The sequence below is a fragment of the Lentzea sp. JNUCC 0626 genome (assembly GCF_043632865.1).
Taxonomy (GTDB): Bacteria; Actinomycetota; Actinomycetes; order Mycobacteriales; family Pseudonocardiaceae; genus Lentzea.
This window is the reverse complement of record NZ_CP171635.1, coordinates 7,274,737-7,289,473: the sequence shown is the minus strand read 5'-3', so window position 1 is coordinate 7,289,473 and position 14,737 is coordinate 7,274,737. Positions and strand designations below refer to the sequence as shown.

The 14,737-nt window shown below is 67.6% G+C and carries 16 protein-coding genes; 7 read left to right on the top strand and 9 right to left on the bottom strand.

Annotated elements, in window-relative coordinates:
• Positions 1-49: 49 nt before the first annotated feature.
• The 3 genes from trxB to JNUCC0626_RS33475 all read left to right on the top strand — a co-directional run bounded on the left by trxB (position 50) and on the right by JNUCC0626_RS33475 (position 2,755).
• Positions 50-1,030: a thioredoxin-disulfide reductase gene (trxB, locus tag JNUCC0626_RS33485; RefSeq protein WP_285636563.1), complete on the top strand. Its 981-nt coding sequence runs from the start codon at positions 50-52 to the stop codon at positions 1,028-1,030.
• A gap of 34 nt (positions 1,031-1,064) precedes the next feature.
• Positions 1,065-1,394, top strand: a complete 330-nt coding sequence (gene trxA, locus JNUCC0626_RS33480) for a thioredoxin (protein ID WP_382441331.1) — start codon at positions 1,065-1,067, stop codon at positions 1,392-1,394.
• A gap of 221 nt (positions 1,395-1,615) precedes the next feature.
• Positions 1,616-2,755 (top strand): N-acetylmuramoyl-L-alanine amidase, encoded by a 1,140-nt coding sequence (locus tag JNUCC0626_RS33475; protein ID WP_394614740.1) that lies wholly within the window; start codon positions 1,616-1,618, stop codon positions 2,753-2,755.
• 60 nt (positions 2,756-2,815) lie between these two features.
• On the opposite strand, the gene JNUCC0626_RS33470 is transcribed toward JNUCC0626_RS33475, so the two are convergent.
• Complete coding sequence (locus JNUCC0626_RS33470) at positions 2,816-3,448, bottom strand: GNAT family N-acetyltransferase (protein WP_285636554.1); 633 nt, start codon at positions 3,446-3,448, stop codon at positions 2,816-2,818.
• Between the two features lie 133 nt (positions 3,449-3,581).
• Between JNUCC0626_RS33470 and JNUCC0626_RS33465 the strand changes: the two genes are divergently transcribed.
• A complete protein-coding gene (locus JNUCC0626_RS33465) occupies positions 3,582-4,898 on the top strand; it encodes a PLP-dependent aminotransferase family protein (protein WP_394614739.1) in 1,317 nt (438 codons plus the stop codon).
• A gap of 20 nt (positions 4,899-4,918) precedes the next feature.
• On the top strand, positions 4,919-5,863 hold the full coding sequence (locus JNUCC0626_RS33460; RefSeq protein WP_394614738.1) for a D-alanine--D-alanine ligase family protein: 945 nt from the start codon (positions 4,919-4,921) through the stop codon (positions 5,861-5,863).
• Positions 5,864-5,951: 88 nt separating this feature from the next.
• Here JNUCC0626_RS33460 and JNUCC0626_RS33455 read toward each other — a convergent pair whose 3' ends face one another.
• The 3 genes from JNUCC0626_RS33455 to rsmG form a co-directional block, all read right to left on the bottom strand.
• Complete coding sequence (locus JNUCC0626_RS33455) at positions 5,952-6,914, bottom strand: ParB/RepB/Spo0J family partition protein (RefSeq protein WP_394614737.1); 963 nt, start codon at positions 6,912-6,914, stop codon at positions 5,952-5,954.
• Positions 6,911-7,786 (bottom strand): ParA family protein, encoded by an 876-nt coding sequence (locus JNUCC0626_RS33450; RefSeq protein ID WP_394614736.1) that lies wholly within the window; start codon positions 7,784-7,786, stop codon positions 6,911-6,913. The genes JNUCC0626_RS33455 and JNUCC0626_RS33450 overlap by 4 nt, the downstream gene beginning before the upstream one ends.
• Positions 7,787-7,899: 113 nt before the next feature.
• On the bottom strand, positions 7,900-8,547 hold the full coding sequence (rsmG, locus tag JNUCC0626_RS33445) for a 16S rRNA (guanine(527)-N(7))-methyltransferase RsmG (RefSeq protein WP_394614735.1): 648 nt from the start codon (positions 8,545-8,547) through the stop codon (positions 7,900-7,902).
• A gap of 205 nt (positions 8,548-8,752) precedes the next feature.
• Between rsmG and JNUCC0626_RS33440 the strand changes: the two genes are divergently transcribed.
• Complete coding sequence (locus JNUCC0626_RS33440; protein WP_394614734.1) at positions 8,753-9,199, top strand: protein-tyrosine phosphatase family protein; 447 nt, start codon at positions 8,753-8,755, stop codon at positions 9,197-9,199.
• Positions 9,200-10,308: 1,109 nt separating this feature from the next.
• Here the strand turns inward: JNUCC0626_RS33440 and JNUCC0626_RS33435 are convergent.
• The 5 genes from JNUCC0626_RS33435 to rpmH all read right to left on the bottom strand — a co-directional run bounded on the left by JNUCC0626_RS33435 (position 10,309) and on the right by rpmH (position 12,714).
• Positions 10,309-10,866, bottom strand: a complete 558-nt coding sequence (locus JNUCC0626_RS33435) for a protein jag (protein ID WP_394614733.1) — start codon at positions 10,864-10,866, stop codon at positions 10,309-10,311.
• Between the two features lie 30 nt (positions 10,867-10,896).
• Positions 10,897-11,943: a membrane protein insertase YidC gene (gene yidC, locus JNUCC0626_RS33430; protein WP_394614732.1), complete on the bottom strand. Its 1,047-nt coding sequence runs from the start codon at positions 11,941-11,943 to the stop codon at positions 10,897-10,899.
• A gap of 5 nt (positions 11,944-11,948) precedes the next feature.
• The gene (gene yidD, locus JNUCC0626_RS33425) at positions 11,949-12,206 is read right to left on the bottom strand and encodes a membrane protein insertion efficiency factor YidD (protein WP_030480223.1); all 258 of its coding nucleotides are present in this window, start codon (positions 12,204-12,206) and stop codon (positions 11,949-11,951) included.
• The gene (rnpA, locus tag JNUCC0626_RS33420) at positions 12,203-12,496 is read right to left on the bottom strand and encodes a ribonuclease P protein component (RefSeq protein ID WP_394622154.1); all 294 of its coding nucleotides are present in this window, start codon (positions 12,494-12,496) and stop codon (positions 12,203-12,205) included. Before rnpA ends, yidD begins: the two co-directional genes overlap by 4 nt.
• Positions 12,497-12,570: 74 nt before the next feature.
• Positions 12,571-12,714 (bottom strand): 50S ribosomal protein L34, encoded by a 144-nt coding sequence (rpmH, locus tag JNUCC0626_RS33415; protein WP_030465619.1) that lies wholly within the window; start codon positions 12,712-12,714, stop codon positions 12,571-12,573.
• Between the two features lie 346 nt (positions 12,715-13,060).
• Between rpmH and dnaA the strand changes: the two genes are divergently transcribed.
• A complete protein-coding gene (dnaA, locus tag JNUCC0626_RS33410) occupies positions 13,061-14,686 on the top strand; it encodes a chromosomal replication initiator protein DnaA (RefSeq protein WP_394614731.1) in 1,626 nt (541 codons plus the stop codon).
• Positions 14,687-14,737 lie beyond the last annotated feature (51 nt).

Below are 14,737 nucleotides of genomic sequence, written 5' to 3'. Positions count from 1 at the left end.
ACGATCCGTTGAGCCAGTCAGACGACGAGATCGAGGAGTTGCATCAGCCGTGAGCGTGCGCAACGTGATCATCATTGGATCGGGACCTGCGGGTTACACCGCGGCGGTCTACGCGGCACGTGCGCAGCTGGAGCCCCTGGTCTTCGAGGGTTCGCAGTACGGCGGCGCCCTCATGACGACGACCGAGGTCGAGAACTACCCCGGCTTCCGCGACGGCATCATGGGCCCCGAGCTCATGGAGCAGATGCGTGAGCAGGCCACCCGCTTCGGCGCCGAACTGCGCGCCGAGGACGTCGAGTCGGTCGAGCTGACCGGGGAGATCAAGAAGGTCGTCGCGAACGGCGTCACCTACGAGGCCAAGGCCGTCATCCTCGCGATGGGCGCCGCGGCTCGGTACCTCGACATCCCGGGCGAGCAGGAGCTGCTCGGCCGCGGCGTGTCCGCGTGTGCGACCTGTGACGGGTTCTTCTTCCGCGACCACGACATCGCGGTCGTCGGCGGCGGTGACACGGCGATGGAGGAAGCGACGTTCCTCACCCGCTTCGCCAAGTCCGTGACGGTCATCCACCGCCGCGAGGAGTTCCGCGCCTCGAAGGTCATGCTGGAGCGCGCGCGGGCCAACGAGAAGATCAAGTGGCAGCTGAACACGCAGGTAACCGACGTGCTGGGTGACGGCACCGTGTCGTCCATCAAGATCAAGGACACCAAGACCGGCGCCGAGTCCGAGATGCCCGTCACCGGCTTCTTCCTGGCGATCGGCCACGACCCGCGGTCGGCGCTGGTCAAGGGCCAGGTCGACCTGGACGCCGAGGGCTACGTCCTGACGAAGGACAAGTCCTCCTACACGAACCTGGACGGCGTCTTCGCCGCCGGTGACCTCGTCGACCACGAGTACCGCCAGGCGATCACCGCCGCCGGCTCCGGTTGCAGCGCCGCGATCGACGCGGAACGGTGGCTGGCCGAGCACGGCACCGAGCAGGCCGAGATCGCCGCCGAGGCCGTCGGTGGCGGCTACGGCAAGAGCAACTGAAGTTCCTTCTGCGAGATCTTTTAGGGAGAGCAACATGGCAGGCGCCACCATCACGGTGACCGACAAGTCGTTCGCGGACGACGTGCTGACCAGCGAGAAGCCCGTGCTGGTCGACTTCTGGGCGACCTGGTGCGGCCCGTGCAAGATGGTCGCGCCCGTGCTGGAGGAGATCGCAGCCGAGCACGGCGACAAGATCACCATCGCCAAGGTCGACATCGACGCCAACCAGGCGATCGCCCGCGACTACCAGATCATGTCCGTGCCGACGCTGATCCTGTTCCAGGGCGGCCGCCCGGTGAAGCAGATCGTCGGCGCGAAGCCCAAGGCCGCACTGCTGAACGACCTGCAGGACGTCCTGGCCTGACGAGAAAAAAGTTGCATTGGCTACGAAGTCCTTTGCAACGAGCAACGTGACCCGCCCGTCTATCGATAAGACGAGCGGGTCACGTTCGTTTTGGTGCCGGGGCGGTGATCTCGGTACGACTGTGAGTAGCCCTGCATCGATCACTGAGCGCAGCAGGGCACAATGAGGACTTCCCAACTGACGCGCCGACCAGGTTCGGCGCCCTAGTCGAGCGAGGGTGCATGCAGCTGCTCCGCCGCGGGGACGTCGGAAGTGATGTTGCCGAGATCCGGTCGATCCTGACCAGGCTCGGACTGCTTCCGCCGGCCGACCCACAGGCGCCGCCGGTGTTCGACCAGCAGGTCGAGCACGCCGTGCGCGCGTTCCAGCAGCAGCGGGGGCTGATCATCGATGGACTCGTCGGCCCGGCGACCTATCGCTCGCTGCGTGACGCGACGTTCCGGTTGGGGGACCGGCCGCTCGCGTTCCTGATGTCGCAGCCGACGACCGGTGACGACGTGCTGATGCTGCAGGAACGGCTGCTGGAGCTCGGGTACGACGTCGGCCGCTCCAACGGTGTGTTCGGCCAGCAGACCGAGGGAGCGCTGCGGAACTTCCAGCGCGACTACGGACTGATCGTGGACGGCATGTGCGGTCCGGACACCGTCCGCGCGCTGCGCCAGCTCCAGCCTAAGGTTCGCGGCGGCCGTCCGCAGTTGCTGCGCGAGCAGGAACGACTGCGTGGCGCCGGTTCTCGTCTGTCCGGCAAGCGGATCGTCATCGACCCCGGCCACGGCGGCCAGGACCGCGGTGTGGTCGTGGACGGGCTGTCCGAGGCCGACCTGATGCTGGACCTGGCCCGCCGCCTCGAGGGCAAGATGGCCGCGACCGGCATGGAGGCCCTGCTCACGCGCGGTCCCGACAACTGCCCCGACGAGGCCGAGCGCGCGCGGTTCGCCAACGAGGCGGGCGCCGACCTGATCCTGTCGTTGCACAGCGACGGCAACTCGTCGCCGAACGCGCAGGGCGTGGCGACGTTCCACTACGGGACCGGCAACGGCACGTCGTCGACGGTCGGTGAGGCGCTCGCGGGGTTCATCCAGCGCGAGGTCACCGCCCGCACGACCATGTCGAACTGCGGGTCGCACCCCAAGTCGTGGGAACTGCTGCGGCTCACCCGCTGCACGGCCGTCCGCGTCGAGGTGGGCTACCTGACGAACACCGAGGACCGCGCACGACTGGCGACTCCCGGGTTCCGCGACATCGTGGCCGAGGGCATCCTCGTGGCCGTGAAGCGGCTCTACCTGCTCGGCAAGGACGACCAGCCGACGGGCACGTTCACGTTCAACGACCTGCTGCGGTACGAGATGTCGAAGAGCTGAACTGGTACTGACTGACGAAAAGGCCCCCTCCGCGTTGGCGGAGGGGGCCTTTTCGGTGTCTCAGACCGGGCGGAAGCTGGGTTCCGCGGTGGAGACTGTGACGCTGTTGAGGAGGCGTTCGAGGGCGGCCTCGACGTCTTCCTTCCAGGTGATGGAGCTGCGGAGCTCCATGCGCAACCGGGGCCAGCGGGGGTGCGGCCGCACGGTCTTGAAGCCGACGCTCGTCAGGAAGTCGGCCGGCGTGACGCAACTGGGCTCGGAGTCGTCCGGGCGCATGTCGCCGAACGCCTCGATGGCCTTCACGCCACGACGGGTCAGATCCTTCGCCACGGCCTGCACGAGCACGCGCGCGAGTCCGCCCCCTCGGAACTCCGGGAGGACGTCCAGCGACGTCATGAGGACCGCGTCCGGGCTCACCGGAGAGGTGGGGAAGGCGGCGCTGCGCGGAACAGCGGCCGGTGGTGCGTAGAACACCGAACCGGCGGGGATGCCGTCGCAGTAGATGAGGCGACCACACGAACCCCATTCGAGCAGGACGCTGGAGACCCAGGCTTCCTTCTCGAACTCGGTGTCGCCGTATTCCTCAGCCTGTTCTCGCAGGTGAGGAGCAAGTTCCCAGAAGACGCACGTCCTGCTGTGCTTGGACAGATGTTCCAGGTTGTCCAACGTGACGCCCACGACGCGTCGCGACACCCCGACCTCCACCCCTTGGCACACACAGTGAACCCATACGAGGGTAGGCGAATGTGACGGAACCCGGAAGGCGCGTGCCCTGAACGGGACGACGGTTACACTCGCTCGGGACATTTCCCATACAGGAGTCCCCATGACAATGCCCGGTCAGCCCGCCAAGCAGGGCCCCAGAAGCCTTGACCCCCACCTCCGTCGCTACGCAGCGCGCACGGCAGGGATGACGGCATCGGAGATCCGGGCACTTTTCGCAGTCGCGTCCAGGCCGGAGGTCGTATCGCTGGCCGGTGGCATGCCACACCTGGCCGCGCTGCCGTTGGAGTCGCTGTCCGCGGAGATCGGCCAGCTGGTGGCGTCCGAGGGGCTCGTGGCCCTGCAGTACGGCTCGGCGCACGGTGTTCCGTTGCTGCGCGAGCAGATCTGCGACGTCATGGCGTTGGAAGGCATCAACGGCCACCCGGACGACGTGGTGGTGACCGTCGGCTCGCAGATGGGCCTCGACATGGTCACCCGGATCTTCTGCGACCCCGGTGACGTCGTCATCGCGGAGGGCCCTTCTTATGTGGGTGCTCTCGGGTCGTTCACGGCTTACCAGGCGCAGGTCGTGCACGTCGCGATGGACGCTGACGGGCTCGTGCCGTCGTTGCTGCGAGAGGCCCTCGAGGCCTGCAAGCGCGCTGGACAGCGGGTGAAGTTCCTCTACACGATCCCGAACTTCCACAACCCGGCCGGCGTGACGCTGGCGGTGTCGCGGCGGGCCGAGATCCTGGAGATCTGCCGCACCTATGGCGTGCTGGTGGTGGAGGACAACCCCTACGGCCTGTTGGGCTTCGACGGGCAGACGTACCCCGCTCTGCGGTCCATGGACCCGGACAACGTGGTGTACCTCGGGTCGTTCTCCAAGACGTTCGCGGCCGGGCTGCGGGTCGGCTGGGTGCTGGCGCCGCACGCGGTGCGCGAGAAGCTGGTGCTGGCCGCCGAGTCGGCCACGCTGTGCCCGCCGACGCTGAACCAGATGATCGTGTCCCGGTACCTGTCGACGCAGGACTGGAAGGGCCAGATCAAGACGTACCGCGAGGCGTACCGGGAACGGCGTGACGCTGCGATCTCCGCTTTGGAGCAGCACATGCCGCAAGGTTCCACGTGGAACATTCCGGATGGCGGCTTCTACGTCTGGGTGACGGTGCCGGAGGGCATCGACACGAAGGCGATGCTGCCCAGGGCCGTGACGGCTCGGGTGGCGTACGCGTCCGGTACCGGCTTCTACGCGGACGGCTTCGGGTCTCGGCAGTTGCGGATCTCGTACTGCTACCCGACGCCGGAACGCATCCGCGAGGGCGTACGCCGCCTGGCGAACGTCATCGAGGACGAGATGCAGCTGGCCGCGACGTTCGGGGCGACGCCGGGCCGTCAGCTGTCCGGTCCGCAGACCCCGTCGCCTGACACCGCCTGATCTTTCTTTGGAGTTGTGCTGTGGCTGACCGCATGGTCGCTGTGCTGTCCGGTGGGCTCTCCCACGAACGCGAGGTCTCGATCCGTTCCGGTCGCCGTCTGTCGGCTGCCCTGCGGTCGGTGGGCGTGACGGTGGAGGAGTGGGACGCGGACGCGTCGTTGGTGTCGCGTCTGCAGGCTTCGCGCCCGGATGCCGTTGTCGTCGCTCTGCACGGCGGGGAGGGCGAGAACGGGTCGGTGCAGACGATCCTCGAGATGTTCGGGGTGCCGTACGTCGGGACGGACTCACGGGCGTGCCGCCGGGCGTGGGACAAGCCGACCGCGAAGGCGGAGCTGGCTCGTGCCGGGCTCGCGACGCCGGAGTGGGTCGTGCTGCCGCACGCCACGTTCCGGGAGCTCGGTGCTCGTCCGGTGCTGGACGCGATGGTCTCGACTCTCGGGCTGCCGTTGATGTTGAAGCCGGACCAGGGCGGGTCTGCTCTCGGCGCTCAGGTCGTGCGGGATGCCGCGGATCTGCCGTCCGCGATGGTCGGGTGCCTGGCGTACGGGGACACCGTGCTGGCCGAGCAGTTCATCTCCGGCGTGGAGGTGGCGGTGTCGGTCGTCGACGGGCCGGACGGTCCGTACGCGCTGCCGGCCGTGGAGATCGTTCCGGAGACCGGGGTGTACGACTACACCGCTCGGTACACGGCGGGGCTGACGGACTTCCACGCGCCGGCTCGGCTGGACGCGTCGGTGGAGAAGTCGGTCGGGGAGCTCGCGGTCGCGGCGCACCGGTTGCTCGGGTTGCGGGACGTGTCGCGGACCGACGCGGTGGTGGCTGACGACGGCACCGTCTACTTCCTCGAAGTGAACGTGTCGCCGGGGCTGACCGAGACGTCGCTTCTGCCGATGGCCGTCGAGGCGGCGGGGCAGTCCCTGGGCGAGATCTACGCCGGTTTGATCGAGCGCGCTGTCGCTCGTTGATCTTTTCTCATAGGTGACGCCCCGTATCCTTCCGGATGCGGGGCGTCATCGTCACCGTGACATAAGGCCCGTGGGTGATCCTATGGGCCTACTCCGATGTCCGAATTGTCGTGTTCGGGCTGATCATGCCGACGATGCGTTCAAGATCGTCAACTGACCCGAATTCGACGACGATCCGGCCCTTCCGCTGCCCGAGTTCGACCTTCACGCGGGTGTCGAAGTTGTCGGAGAGGCGCTCGGCGAGCTCCTGCAGACCCGGCGCGTGCATCTGCTTGCGCGGGGCTGCCTTCTCCTTCTTGGGCTTCTCGTTCTTGGCGATCGTCACCGCTTCTTCGGTCGCGCGGACTGACATGCCCTCGGCGACGATCCGTGCCGCGAGGTCTTCCTGCGTGCCCGGGTCGTCCAGACCGAGGAGTGCCCGCGCGTGACCGGCGCTCAGCACGCCCGCCGCGACCCGCCGTTGGACGGGGAGGGGGAGCTTCAGCAGCCGGATGGTGTTCGTGACGACGGGGCGGCTGCGGCCGATGCGGTCGGCGAGTTCCTCGTGCGTGACGCCGAACTCCTCGAGCAGCTGCTGGTACGCCGCCGCCTCTTCGAGCGGGTTGAGCTGAACGCGGTGGATGTTCTCCAGCAACGCGTCGCGCAGCATGACGTCGTCGGCGGTCTGCCGGACGATGGCCGGGATCGTCTTGAGCCCGGCCTGCTGCGTGGCGCGCCACCGGCGTTCACCCATGACGAGCTCGAAGGTGTCCGCGGTGAGCTCGCGGACCACGATCGGCTGCATGAGCCCGAACTCCTTGATGGAGAACGAGAGCTCGTCAATCGCGTCCTGGTCGAACACCTGCCGCGGCTGCTTGGTGTTCGTGCGGATCGCCGTCACCGCGATCTCGCGGTACACCGCCCCCGCGACCTCACCGGCGGGCGCCGCGGTCTTGGTGGACCCGTTGCCACCCATGGCGGGCCGAATCGTGCTGGGCGCGCCCGCCGGCGGCCCCTGGGGGATGAGTGCGGCCAGGCCGCGTCCGAGTCCGCCCTTGCGCTGCTCCGTCATGCGCCCTCCCTCTTGGCCCCGCGGATCGCGATCTCCTTCGCGGCGTCGAGGTAACTCATCGACCCGCGCGAACCGGGGTCGTACGTCAACACCGTCTGCCCGAATCCTGGTGCCTCGGAGACCTTCACGCTGCGCGGAATCACGGTCTTGAGGGCGACGTCGCCGAAGTGACCGCGGACCTCACTGGTCACCTGGTCCGCGAGCTTCGTGCGGCCGTCGTACATCGTGAGGAGGATCGTGGAGATGTTGAGCTCGGGGTTGAGGTGCTGCTGCACGAGCTCGATGTTGCGGATCAGCTGGCTCAGCCCCTCCAGCGCGTAGTACTCGCACTGGATCGGGATCAGCACCTCCTGCGCCGCCACCATCGCGTTGACCGTCAGCAGGCCGAGGCTCGGCGGGCAGTCGATGAAGACGTAGTCGGGCTGCAGCTGGTCGAGCGCCTCCGGACTCAGCGCCTCCTTGAGCCTCGCCTCACGCGCCACCATCGAGACGAGCTCGATCTCGGCGCCGGCGAGGTCGATCGTCGCGGGCACGCAGTAGAGGTTGGGGGACGTCGGGCTGACCTGAGCCGCCTCGGCGATCGAGATCTCGCCGAGCAGCACCTCGTAGACGGACGGCGTGCCGGACCGGTGCTCAACCGCGAGCGCCGTGCTGGCGTTGCCCTGCGGGTCGAGGTCGATCACGAGCACCTTGAGCCCGTGAATGGCGAGCGCCGCGGCGAGGTTCACCGTGCTCGTCGTCTTGCCGACGCCACCCTTCTGGTTGGCGACGGTGATCACCCGGCGATGGGTCGGGCGGGGGAGCAGCGACTCGTCGGGGTGCAGCACACTTGCCGCACGAGCCGCCTCTTCTGCAATCGGGGTCCACACCACGGCGCTGTCATCTCCGTTGTTGGTCGGCTTGGCTTTGGGTTTGGAAGGCGCAGTTTCACGTGGAACATCGGCTTTCCCGGCTGCATCAGCCGCCTGAAACTCCGGGTACACGCTCACCGATCCCTCCTCGTCTGGCGCTCGATGATGAGCACCGTCGTAGGCACCTCAAGTACGTCAGCTCCGACGACGACAACCTCGGCATTGCTGCCCCCAGCCTTGGCCACCGCAGCGCCGTCGCGTTCCAACTCTTCCTCAGCACGCTCGCCCTTGAGCGCCACCATCCGCCCGCCACCCTTCAGGAGCGGCAGACACCACCTCGCCAACTTCTCCAACGGCGCCACAGCTCTCGCCGTGACCGCATCGCAGTTGAGGAGCTGCTTGCGAATCGGCCCCTCCTCAGCCCGCCCGCGGAGCACCGTCACGTTGTCGAGTTCGAGCCGTTCCTTCACCTCTTCGAGCCAGGCGATGCGACGCGCCATCGGCTCCAGCAAGGTGATGCGAAGGTCCGGCCGCACAATCGCCAACGGCACGCCGGGCAACCCAGCACCCGACCCCACGTCGACCACGCGCTCGTTCGGCTTGAAGAGCTCCTCGATCACCGCCGAGTTGAGCACGTGCCGATCCCAAATCTTCTCGACCTCGCGAGGACCGATAAGTCCGCGCTCGACGCCGTGCTCCTCCAGGAGCCTCACAAACTCGGCGGCACGCTCAACGTGCTCACCGAAGACGAGCTTCGCGCTGTCGGGCAACTCCCCGGCCATGTTCTCCGTCCACGTTTCACGTGAAACCACGCGGCGGCGGTGTCCCAGCGGCCGGTGGAAAAGCTGGCGAATGCCAGGGCACCATCATGACGGATCGACCGTGTGCGGCGCCAAATCCTGAGCGCTGTTTCACGTGAAACTTGGGGGAAAGTTGCTGCCTCGGCTCTACACCGTTGCTCGGACTGGTCCTGGTCTGGTTTCTACGATGGCGCATCCGGCCGGTGGGCGGTTGCTGGAGGGGAAGGTGCGGGGGCTTCTGGGTGCCGGGGTGGGGGTGTTGGTTTCGTTGCAGACGGACTCGGAGCGGGTTGAGTGCGATCTGGTGGATGAGGAGCGGGTGGTTGGTGCCGCTGGGATTCGGTACTTGTGCTTGCCGATTCCTGATCGGGGAGTGCCTTCGGTTGCGGCGGCTGTTGGTGTGGTCCGGCCGGTTTATGAGGCTTATCTGGGTGGGGCGCATGTGGTGTTCCACTGTTGGGCCGGGGTGGGGCGGTCGTCGTTGATGGCTGGGATGTTGTTGGGGATGGATGGGGTTTCGCCTGGGGAGGCTTGGGGGTTGATTGGGGCGGCTCGGGGGAGGGGTGTGCCGGATACGCCCGAGCAGGCTGAGTGGCTGGATGCCTGGTGGGTTTCACGTGAAACAGGTCGGTAGGGTTCGGGTCGCCTTGTGTTGGCCAGTTCCTGTTCCAGCGGGGTTGGTCGCGTTCGCTTGGTTCGGCCTGCGGTTGCGAGAGTGGTCCGTCAGGCAGTGACGAAGTGAGCGGGGTTGCGATTGAGGCTTGACCTTGAGCCTCTAGCTGGATGCATTCGCGGCCTCAAAGCCGGGGTGAAGTACGCCCCGGCCGGACCGAGACAGGTTGGCATCCAGCCCCTCAAGGTCAAGCCCCAATCGCCATGAACGGCGGAACCGGCTCAGTGGCGGGCATCAGCCCGTTCGGGCTCGCTTCGCGTCGCCACGCCAGGACTCGTAGGTGGTGGGGTTGCGTTGGTGGCTGTCCGGCTGGCACCGCGCACTCGGGTTGCGATGTCGACTGCCGGTTCGGTGCGCGCGTCAGGTCTGCGTGCGTGGTCGGCCCGCGTTGACGACTGCGGCTGACACCAGACACGGCGCCGTCTCGGGCGTCCTAGCTTCCGCCCGCCCCTCCGCCTAAGCCGCTCTGCCCGCACGTCGCTTCGCGTCCCCGCGACCACCCTTCACGCCGCGCGTTCCGCCAGCCCGCCTGCTCCCATGTCCGGCCCGCCCCATGTCCGGCCCGCCCCGCGTCCAGCCCGCCCTGCGTACGTCCCGCCCCGCGTACGTCCCGTCCTCCCCGTCCCGTGTCTGGCCCGCCTCGCGTCCTCCGCACCCCGTGTCCTCCGCGCGATCCCGGCCTCCCTTCCCGCCGTCTCCCGACCTCTAGCTCTCCATCTCTCGCTTTCCGTGTCTCAACCTCCCGTGTCTCGCCCACGCCTCCCGATCTCCTGCCTCTTCATCTCCCGTCTCCCTCTTCCTGCCTTCCCGCCTCCCGTCCTCCCGCCCGTCTCGCTCCTTGGCCCTTCCCTCCCTCCGCCCCACCCTCGCCACTCCACCCTCGCCGCCTCTCGTCCTTCCTCTATTCACTCTTCCTCCCGCCGCCCACCGCCCGCCGCCCTCTCTCCACCGCCCCCTCCGGTAGCTCTCTCCCCGTCCCTCCTCTTCTTGGCGCGCTCGCCTCTGCCCTCCAGACAGCAAACGGCCCCCGGTTCCTGATGGAACCGGGGGCCGTTGTGCGGCTGGAGTCGTTAGGGCTTCGGGAAGATGATTACCCGGCGCTGCGGCTCTTCGCCTTCGCTCTCGCTGTGCACGCCTGCCACCGTGGCTACGGCGTCGTGGACCACCTTGCGTTCGAAGGGGGTCATCGGGTGCAGGCGGGCTCGCTCGCCTGAGGCGGCTACCTTTTCTGCGGTGGTGCGGCCCATGTCGGCCAGTTCGGCACGGCGACCCGCTCGCCACTGGGCGATGTCGAGCATGAGGCGGGAGCGGACTCCCGTTTCCTGCTGGACTGCCAGGCGGGTGAGTTCCTGGAGTGATTCGAGGACGTTGCCTCGGGGGCCCACCAGCTTGGCGAGGTCTTCGCCGCCGTCGATGCTGACGATGGCTCGGCCGCTCTCGACGTCGAGGTCGATGTCGCCGTCGTAGTCGAGCAGGTCCAGCAGGCGCTCGAGGTAGTCGCCTGCGATGTCGCCTTCCTGGACGAGCAGGTCTTCGGTCTTGCTCTGCGACTGCGGTTCTGCCGTGGCCTCGGCTGAGGCCTCGGACGACGCCTCCACGTCGTCGGTCGCCTGCAAGGTCTCCGACACGATGTCTCCTCTCCGGGGCTGCGCCCGAAATCAGCGGCGCTTCTTGCTGCCCGGCTTCTTGCTGGTGGATCGGCCTGGGGTCAGGCCGGGAATCTCGGTGTTGCCGTTGGTGGCGGCGGGGGAGTCCGAAGAAGAGGCGGCGGACGCGGACTTCGACGGGCCGCTCGGGCCCGCGGTCGGCATGCGCTTGGCGCCGTTGGCCGGCTTGGCGCCGGGGGCGGGCTTCTTCGGGTTGGTCGGCTTGGCGCCCGGCTTCGGGGCGAGGGCCTGGCGGGTTTCTACGACCGTGGCCTTCTTCTCTTCTTCCTCGGCGTCGATGCGCTTGTAGACGAAGTGCTGCTGGCCGAGCGTCCACGCGTTGTTGGACAGCCAGTAGAGAAGGATGGCGACGGGGAAGAAGAAGCCGCCGGCGAGGACGCCCAGGGGGAAGATCCAGAGCGTCAGCTTGTTCATGATGGCGGTCTGGGGGTTGTCCAGCGCCGCCTGGTTCTGGCGGGCGACCGAGTGGCGGGCCGTGAAGTGGGTGGCGATGGACGCCACGATCATCAGCGGCACCGACAGCAGGATGACGTTCAGTCGTTCGGTGCCGAACTGGGCCAGCTGGTCGGACGGCATCGTGATGAACGTCGAGAGGTTCGTGCCGAAGAGCTTGGCGTTGACGAACGAGTCGACGCCCTGCTTGTCGAAGAAGTAGACCTCGCCCCAGCCGGGCTTGAACGAGCGCAGCACGTGGAACAGACCGATGAACACCGGGATCTGCACCAGCATCGGCAGGCAGCCGCCGAGCGGGTTGACGCCGTGCTCGGACTGGAGCTTCTGCATCTCCTGAGCCTGGCGCTGGCGGTCGTTCGGGTACTTCTTCTTGATCTTCTGCATCTCCGGGGCGAACTCCTGCATTCGCCGCATGGAGCGCACCTGGCCGACGAACGGCTTGAAGAGGATGGCGCGGAGGGTGAAGACCAGGAAGATCACGGCCAGCGCCCAGGCGAACCCGCTCGCTTCACCGAAGACCTTGCCGAACACCCAGTGCCAACACCACAAGATGAAGGACACCGGGTAGTAGATGAAGTTGAGCACGGGAGCTACTCCTCGGTGGATACGTCGGGGACCTGCCGCCTCGGCGGAACGGGGTCCAGGCCTCCAGGGTGCCAGGGTCCGCAGCGCAGCAACCGGCGGATGGTCAGCCAGGTTCCTCGCAGCGCACCGTGGACGGTCAACGCTTCCACCGCGTACGCGCTGCAGCTCGGGTAGAAGCGACAGGTCGGCGGCAGCAGCGGCGAGATGAACTTCCGGTAGAAGTGCACCGGCAGCAGCGCGACCTTCGCAGGCAACGTGGTCATCGCAGCACCTTGCGCAGAGCGGAAGAGAAGTCAGCGGCGAGCTCCGAGCTCGTCGCTTCGGCTGCTGGTGCCAACGCGCGCACCACGACGAGAGTTCCCGGCGGCATGTCTGCCAGTGAGGGACGCACGACGTGGCGCAGGCGGCGGTACACGCGGTGGCGGACCACCGAGTTGCCAACTGCCTTGCTCACGACGAAGCCCACCTTGGACGAATCCAAGGTGGGCACGTCGGGCTTCAAGACGTGGACGACCAACCGGGGTCGTCCGGCGCGGCGGCCTCGGCGGACCACCAGGCCGAAGTCCTGGCTGCGGGTGAGCCGGGCGGCCGGTGGGAGCACGACGACGCTGCGCTTACCAGCCGCTGTCAGGCGGACAGCGTGGCACGGCCCTTGCTGCGGCGCGCGGCCAGAATGGCGCGGCCGGCGCGGGTCCGCATGCGCAGCCGGAAGCCGTGCGTCTTCGCGCGGCGGCGGTTGTTGGGCTGGAAGGTGCGCTTACCCTTGCTCACGGTCGGTCTCCCGGTGCTTCACTGCTGACAAAGCCTGTGTGGTCGTCCCCGACGGCAGTGGACGTAGGCGCGCGAAAGGCGCCCGTCGCAAGCGGGAGACTCCTCTGAGGGTACGCACGCCCGGGTGCCACGACCAAATCGGGGTGCCCCAGACCACGTCTTGTGAGGCGTGCCGGGCCTTGTTACCGTTCTCCCTTCGCGCGTGCCGGGCAGGCGTGGGAGCCGCCATCACACCGGCAACACAACGCACCTTTTAGTGCACAGTTGTGGATAACTCTGTGGATACCTCTATTCTCCGTGTCCACATGTGGAGTCTTGGGCTCCGGCGGAGGGGAGGGGCGCGGAGGTGTCGAACCAGCAGGTCGATCTTGGTCTCGTGTGGGCCGAGGTGGTGCAGGAGTTGGCGACCAGCCACCTGTCCCCTCAGCAACGCGCGTGGATGAGGGTCACCCGTCCTATCGGTTTGCTGGATGGAACGGCACTGCTCGCTGCTCCGAGCGACTTCGCGAAGGAAGCGATCGAACGGGCGTTGCGCGACCCGATCACCGCCGCGCTGTCCCGCCGGCTCGGCCGGTCCGTCTCGCTCGCGGTGAAGGTCGACTCCCCGGAACCGCCGGCGGCGCCCGTCAGCCCGCCCACCACGCCGATCTCCATGCAGGCGATCCAGCAGCAGGTCGTGGCGCCGCAGGTCATCCCGCCCGTCGCACCGGTCATGCCAGTGCTCCCGAACGGCGACACGCCCGGCCCCGTGATCACGGACGACCCGCAGGCGAGTGCCGCGGACGGTGCGGAAGAAGAGGTCGACGAAGCCGGCGACGCGCTCGCCGCCGTCTCCGAGATCTGGCCCACGTACAACGCCGCCAGCACCGCGGCCGCCGTGACGCCGAACGCGAACCTGCCGTACACGCGGCCCGCGAACCCCTCGCCGTCGCAGACGCGGCTGAACGAGAAGTACAACTTCGACACGTTCGTCATCGGCGCCTCGAACCGGTTCGCGCACGCCGCGGCCGTCGCGGTGGCCGAGGCACCGGCCCGCGCGTACAACCCGCTCTTCATCTGGGGTGAGAGCGGCCTCGGCAAGACGCACCTGCTGCACGCCGTCGGGCACTACGCCCAGCGCCTGTTCCCCGGCATGCGCGTGCGGTACGTGTCGACCGAGGAGTTCACCAACGACTTCATCAACTCACTGCGTGACGACCGCAAGGTCGCCTTCCAGCGCCGCTACCGGGACATCGACGTGCTGCTCGTCGACGACATCCAGTTCCTGGAGGGCAAGGAAGGCACGCAGGAGGAGTTCTTCCACACCTTCAACACGCTCCACAACACGAACAAGCAGATCGTGGTGTCGAGCGACCGGCCGCCCAAGCGGCTGGAGACGTTGGAAGACCGCCTGCGCACGCGGTTCGAGTGGGGTCTGATCACGGACATCCAGCCGCCCGAGCTGGAGACGCGGATCGCGATCCTGCGCAAGAAGGCGGCCCAGGACCGGCTCGCGGCTCCGGCCGACGTGCTGGAGTTCATCGCCTCTCGCATAGAGAGGAACATCCGCGAGCTCGAAGGCGCGCTCATCCGCGTCACGGCGTTCGCGTCGCTGAACCGCCAGCCGGTCGACATCCAGCTCGCCGAGATCGTGCTGCGCGACCTGATCCCGGACTCGCACGCGCCGGAGATCACCGCCCCGACGATCATGGCGGTCACCGCCGAGTTCTTCGGCGTCTCGATCGACGACCTGTGCGGCCCCGGCAAGACGAAGGCGCTCGCCCAGGCGCGGCAGATCTCCATGTACCTGTGCCGCGAGCTGACCGACCTGTCGCTGCCGAAGATCGGCCAGACGTTCGGCGGCCGCGACCACACGACCGTCATGCACGCGGACAAGAAGATCCGCAAGGAGATGGCGGAGCGCCGCCGGATCTACGACCAGGTCCAGGAACTGACGTCGCGGATCAAGCAGCGCGCTCGCCACGCTCCCTGATCCACCCGGGTAGCCACGAAGGGGTCCTCCACCGCGGAGGGCCCCTTTTTC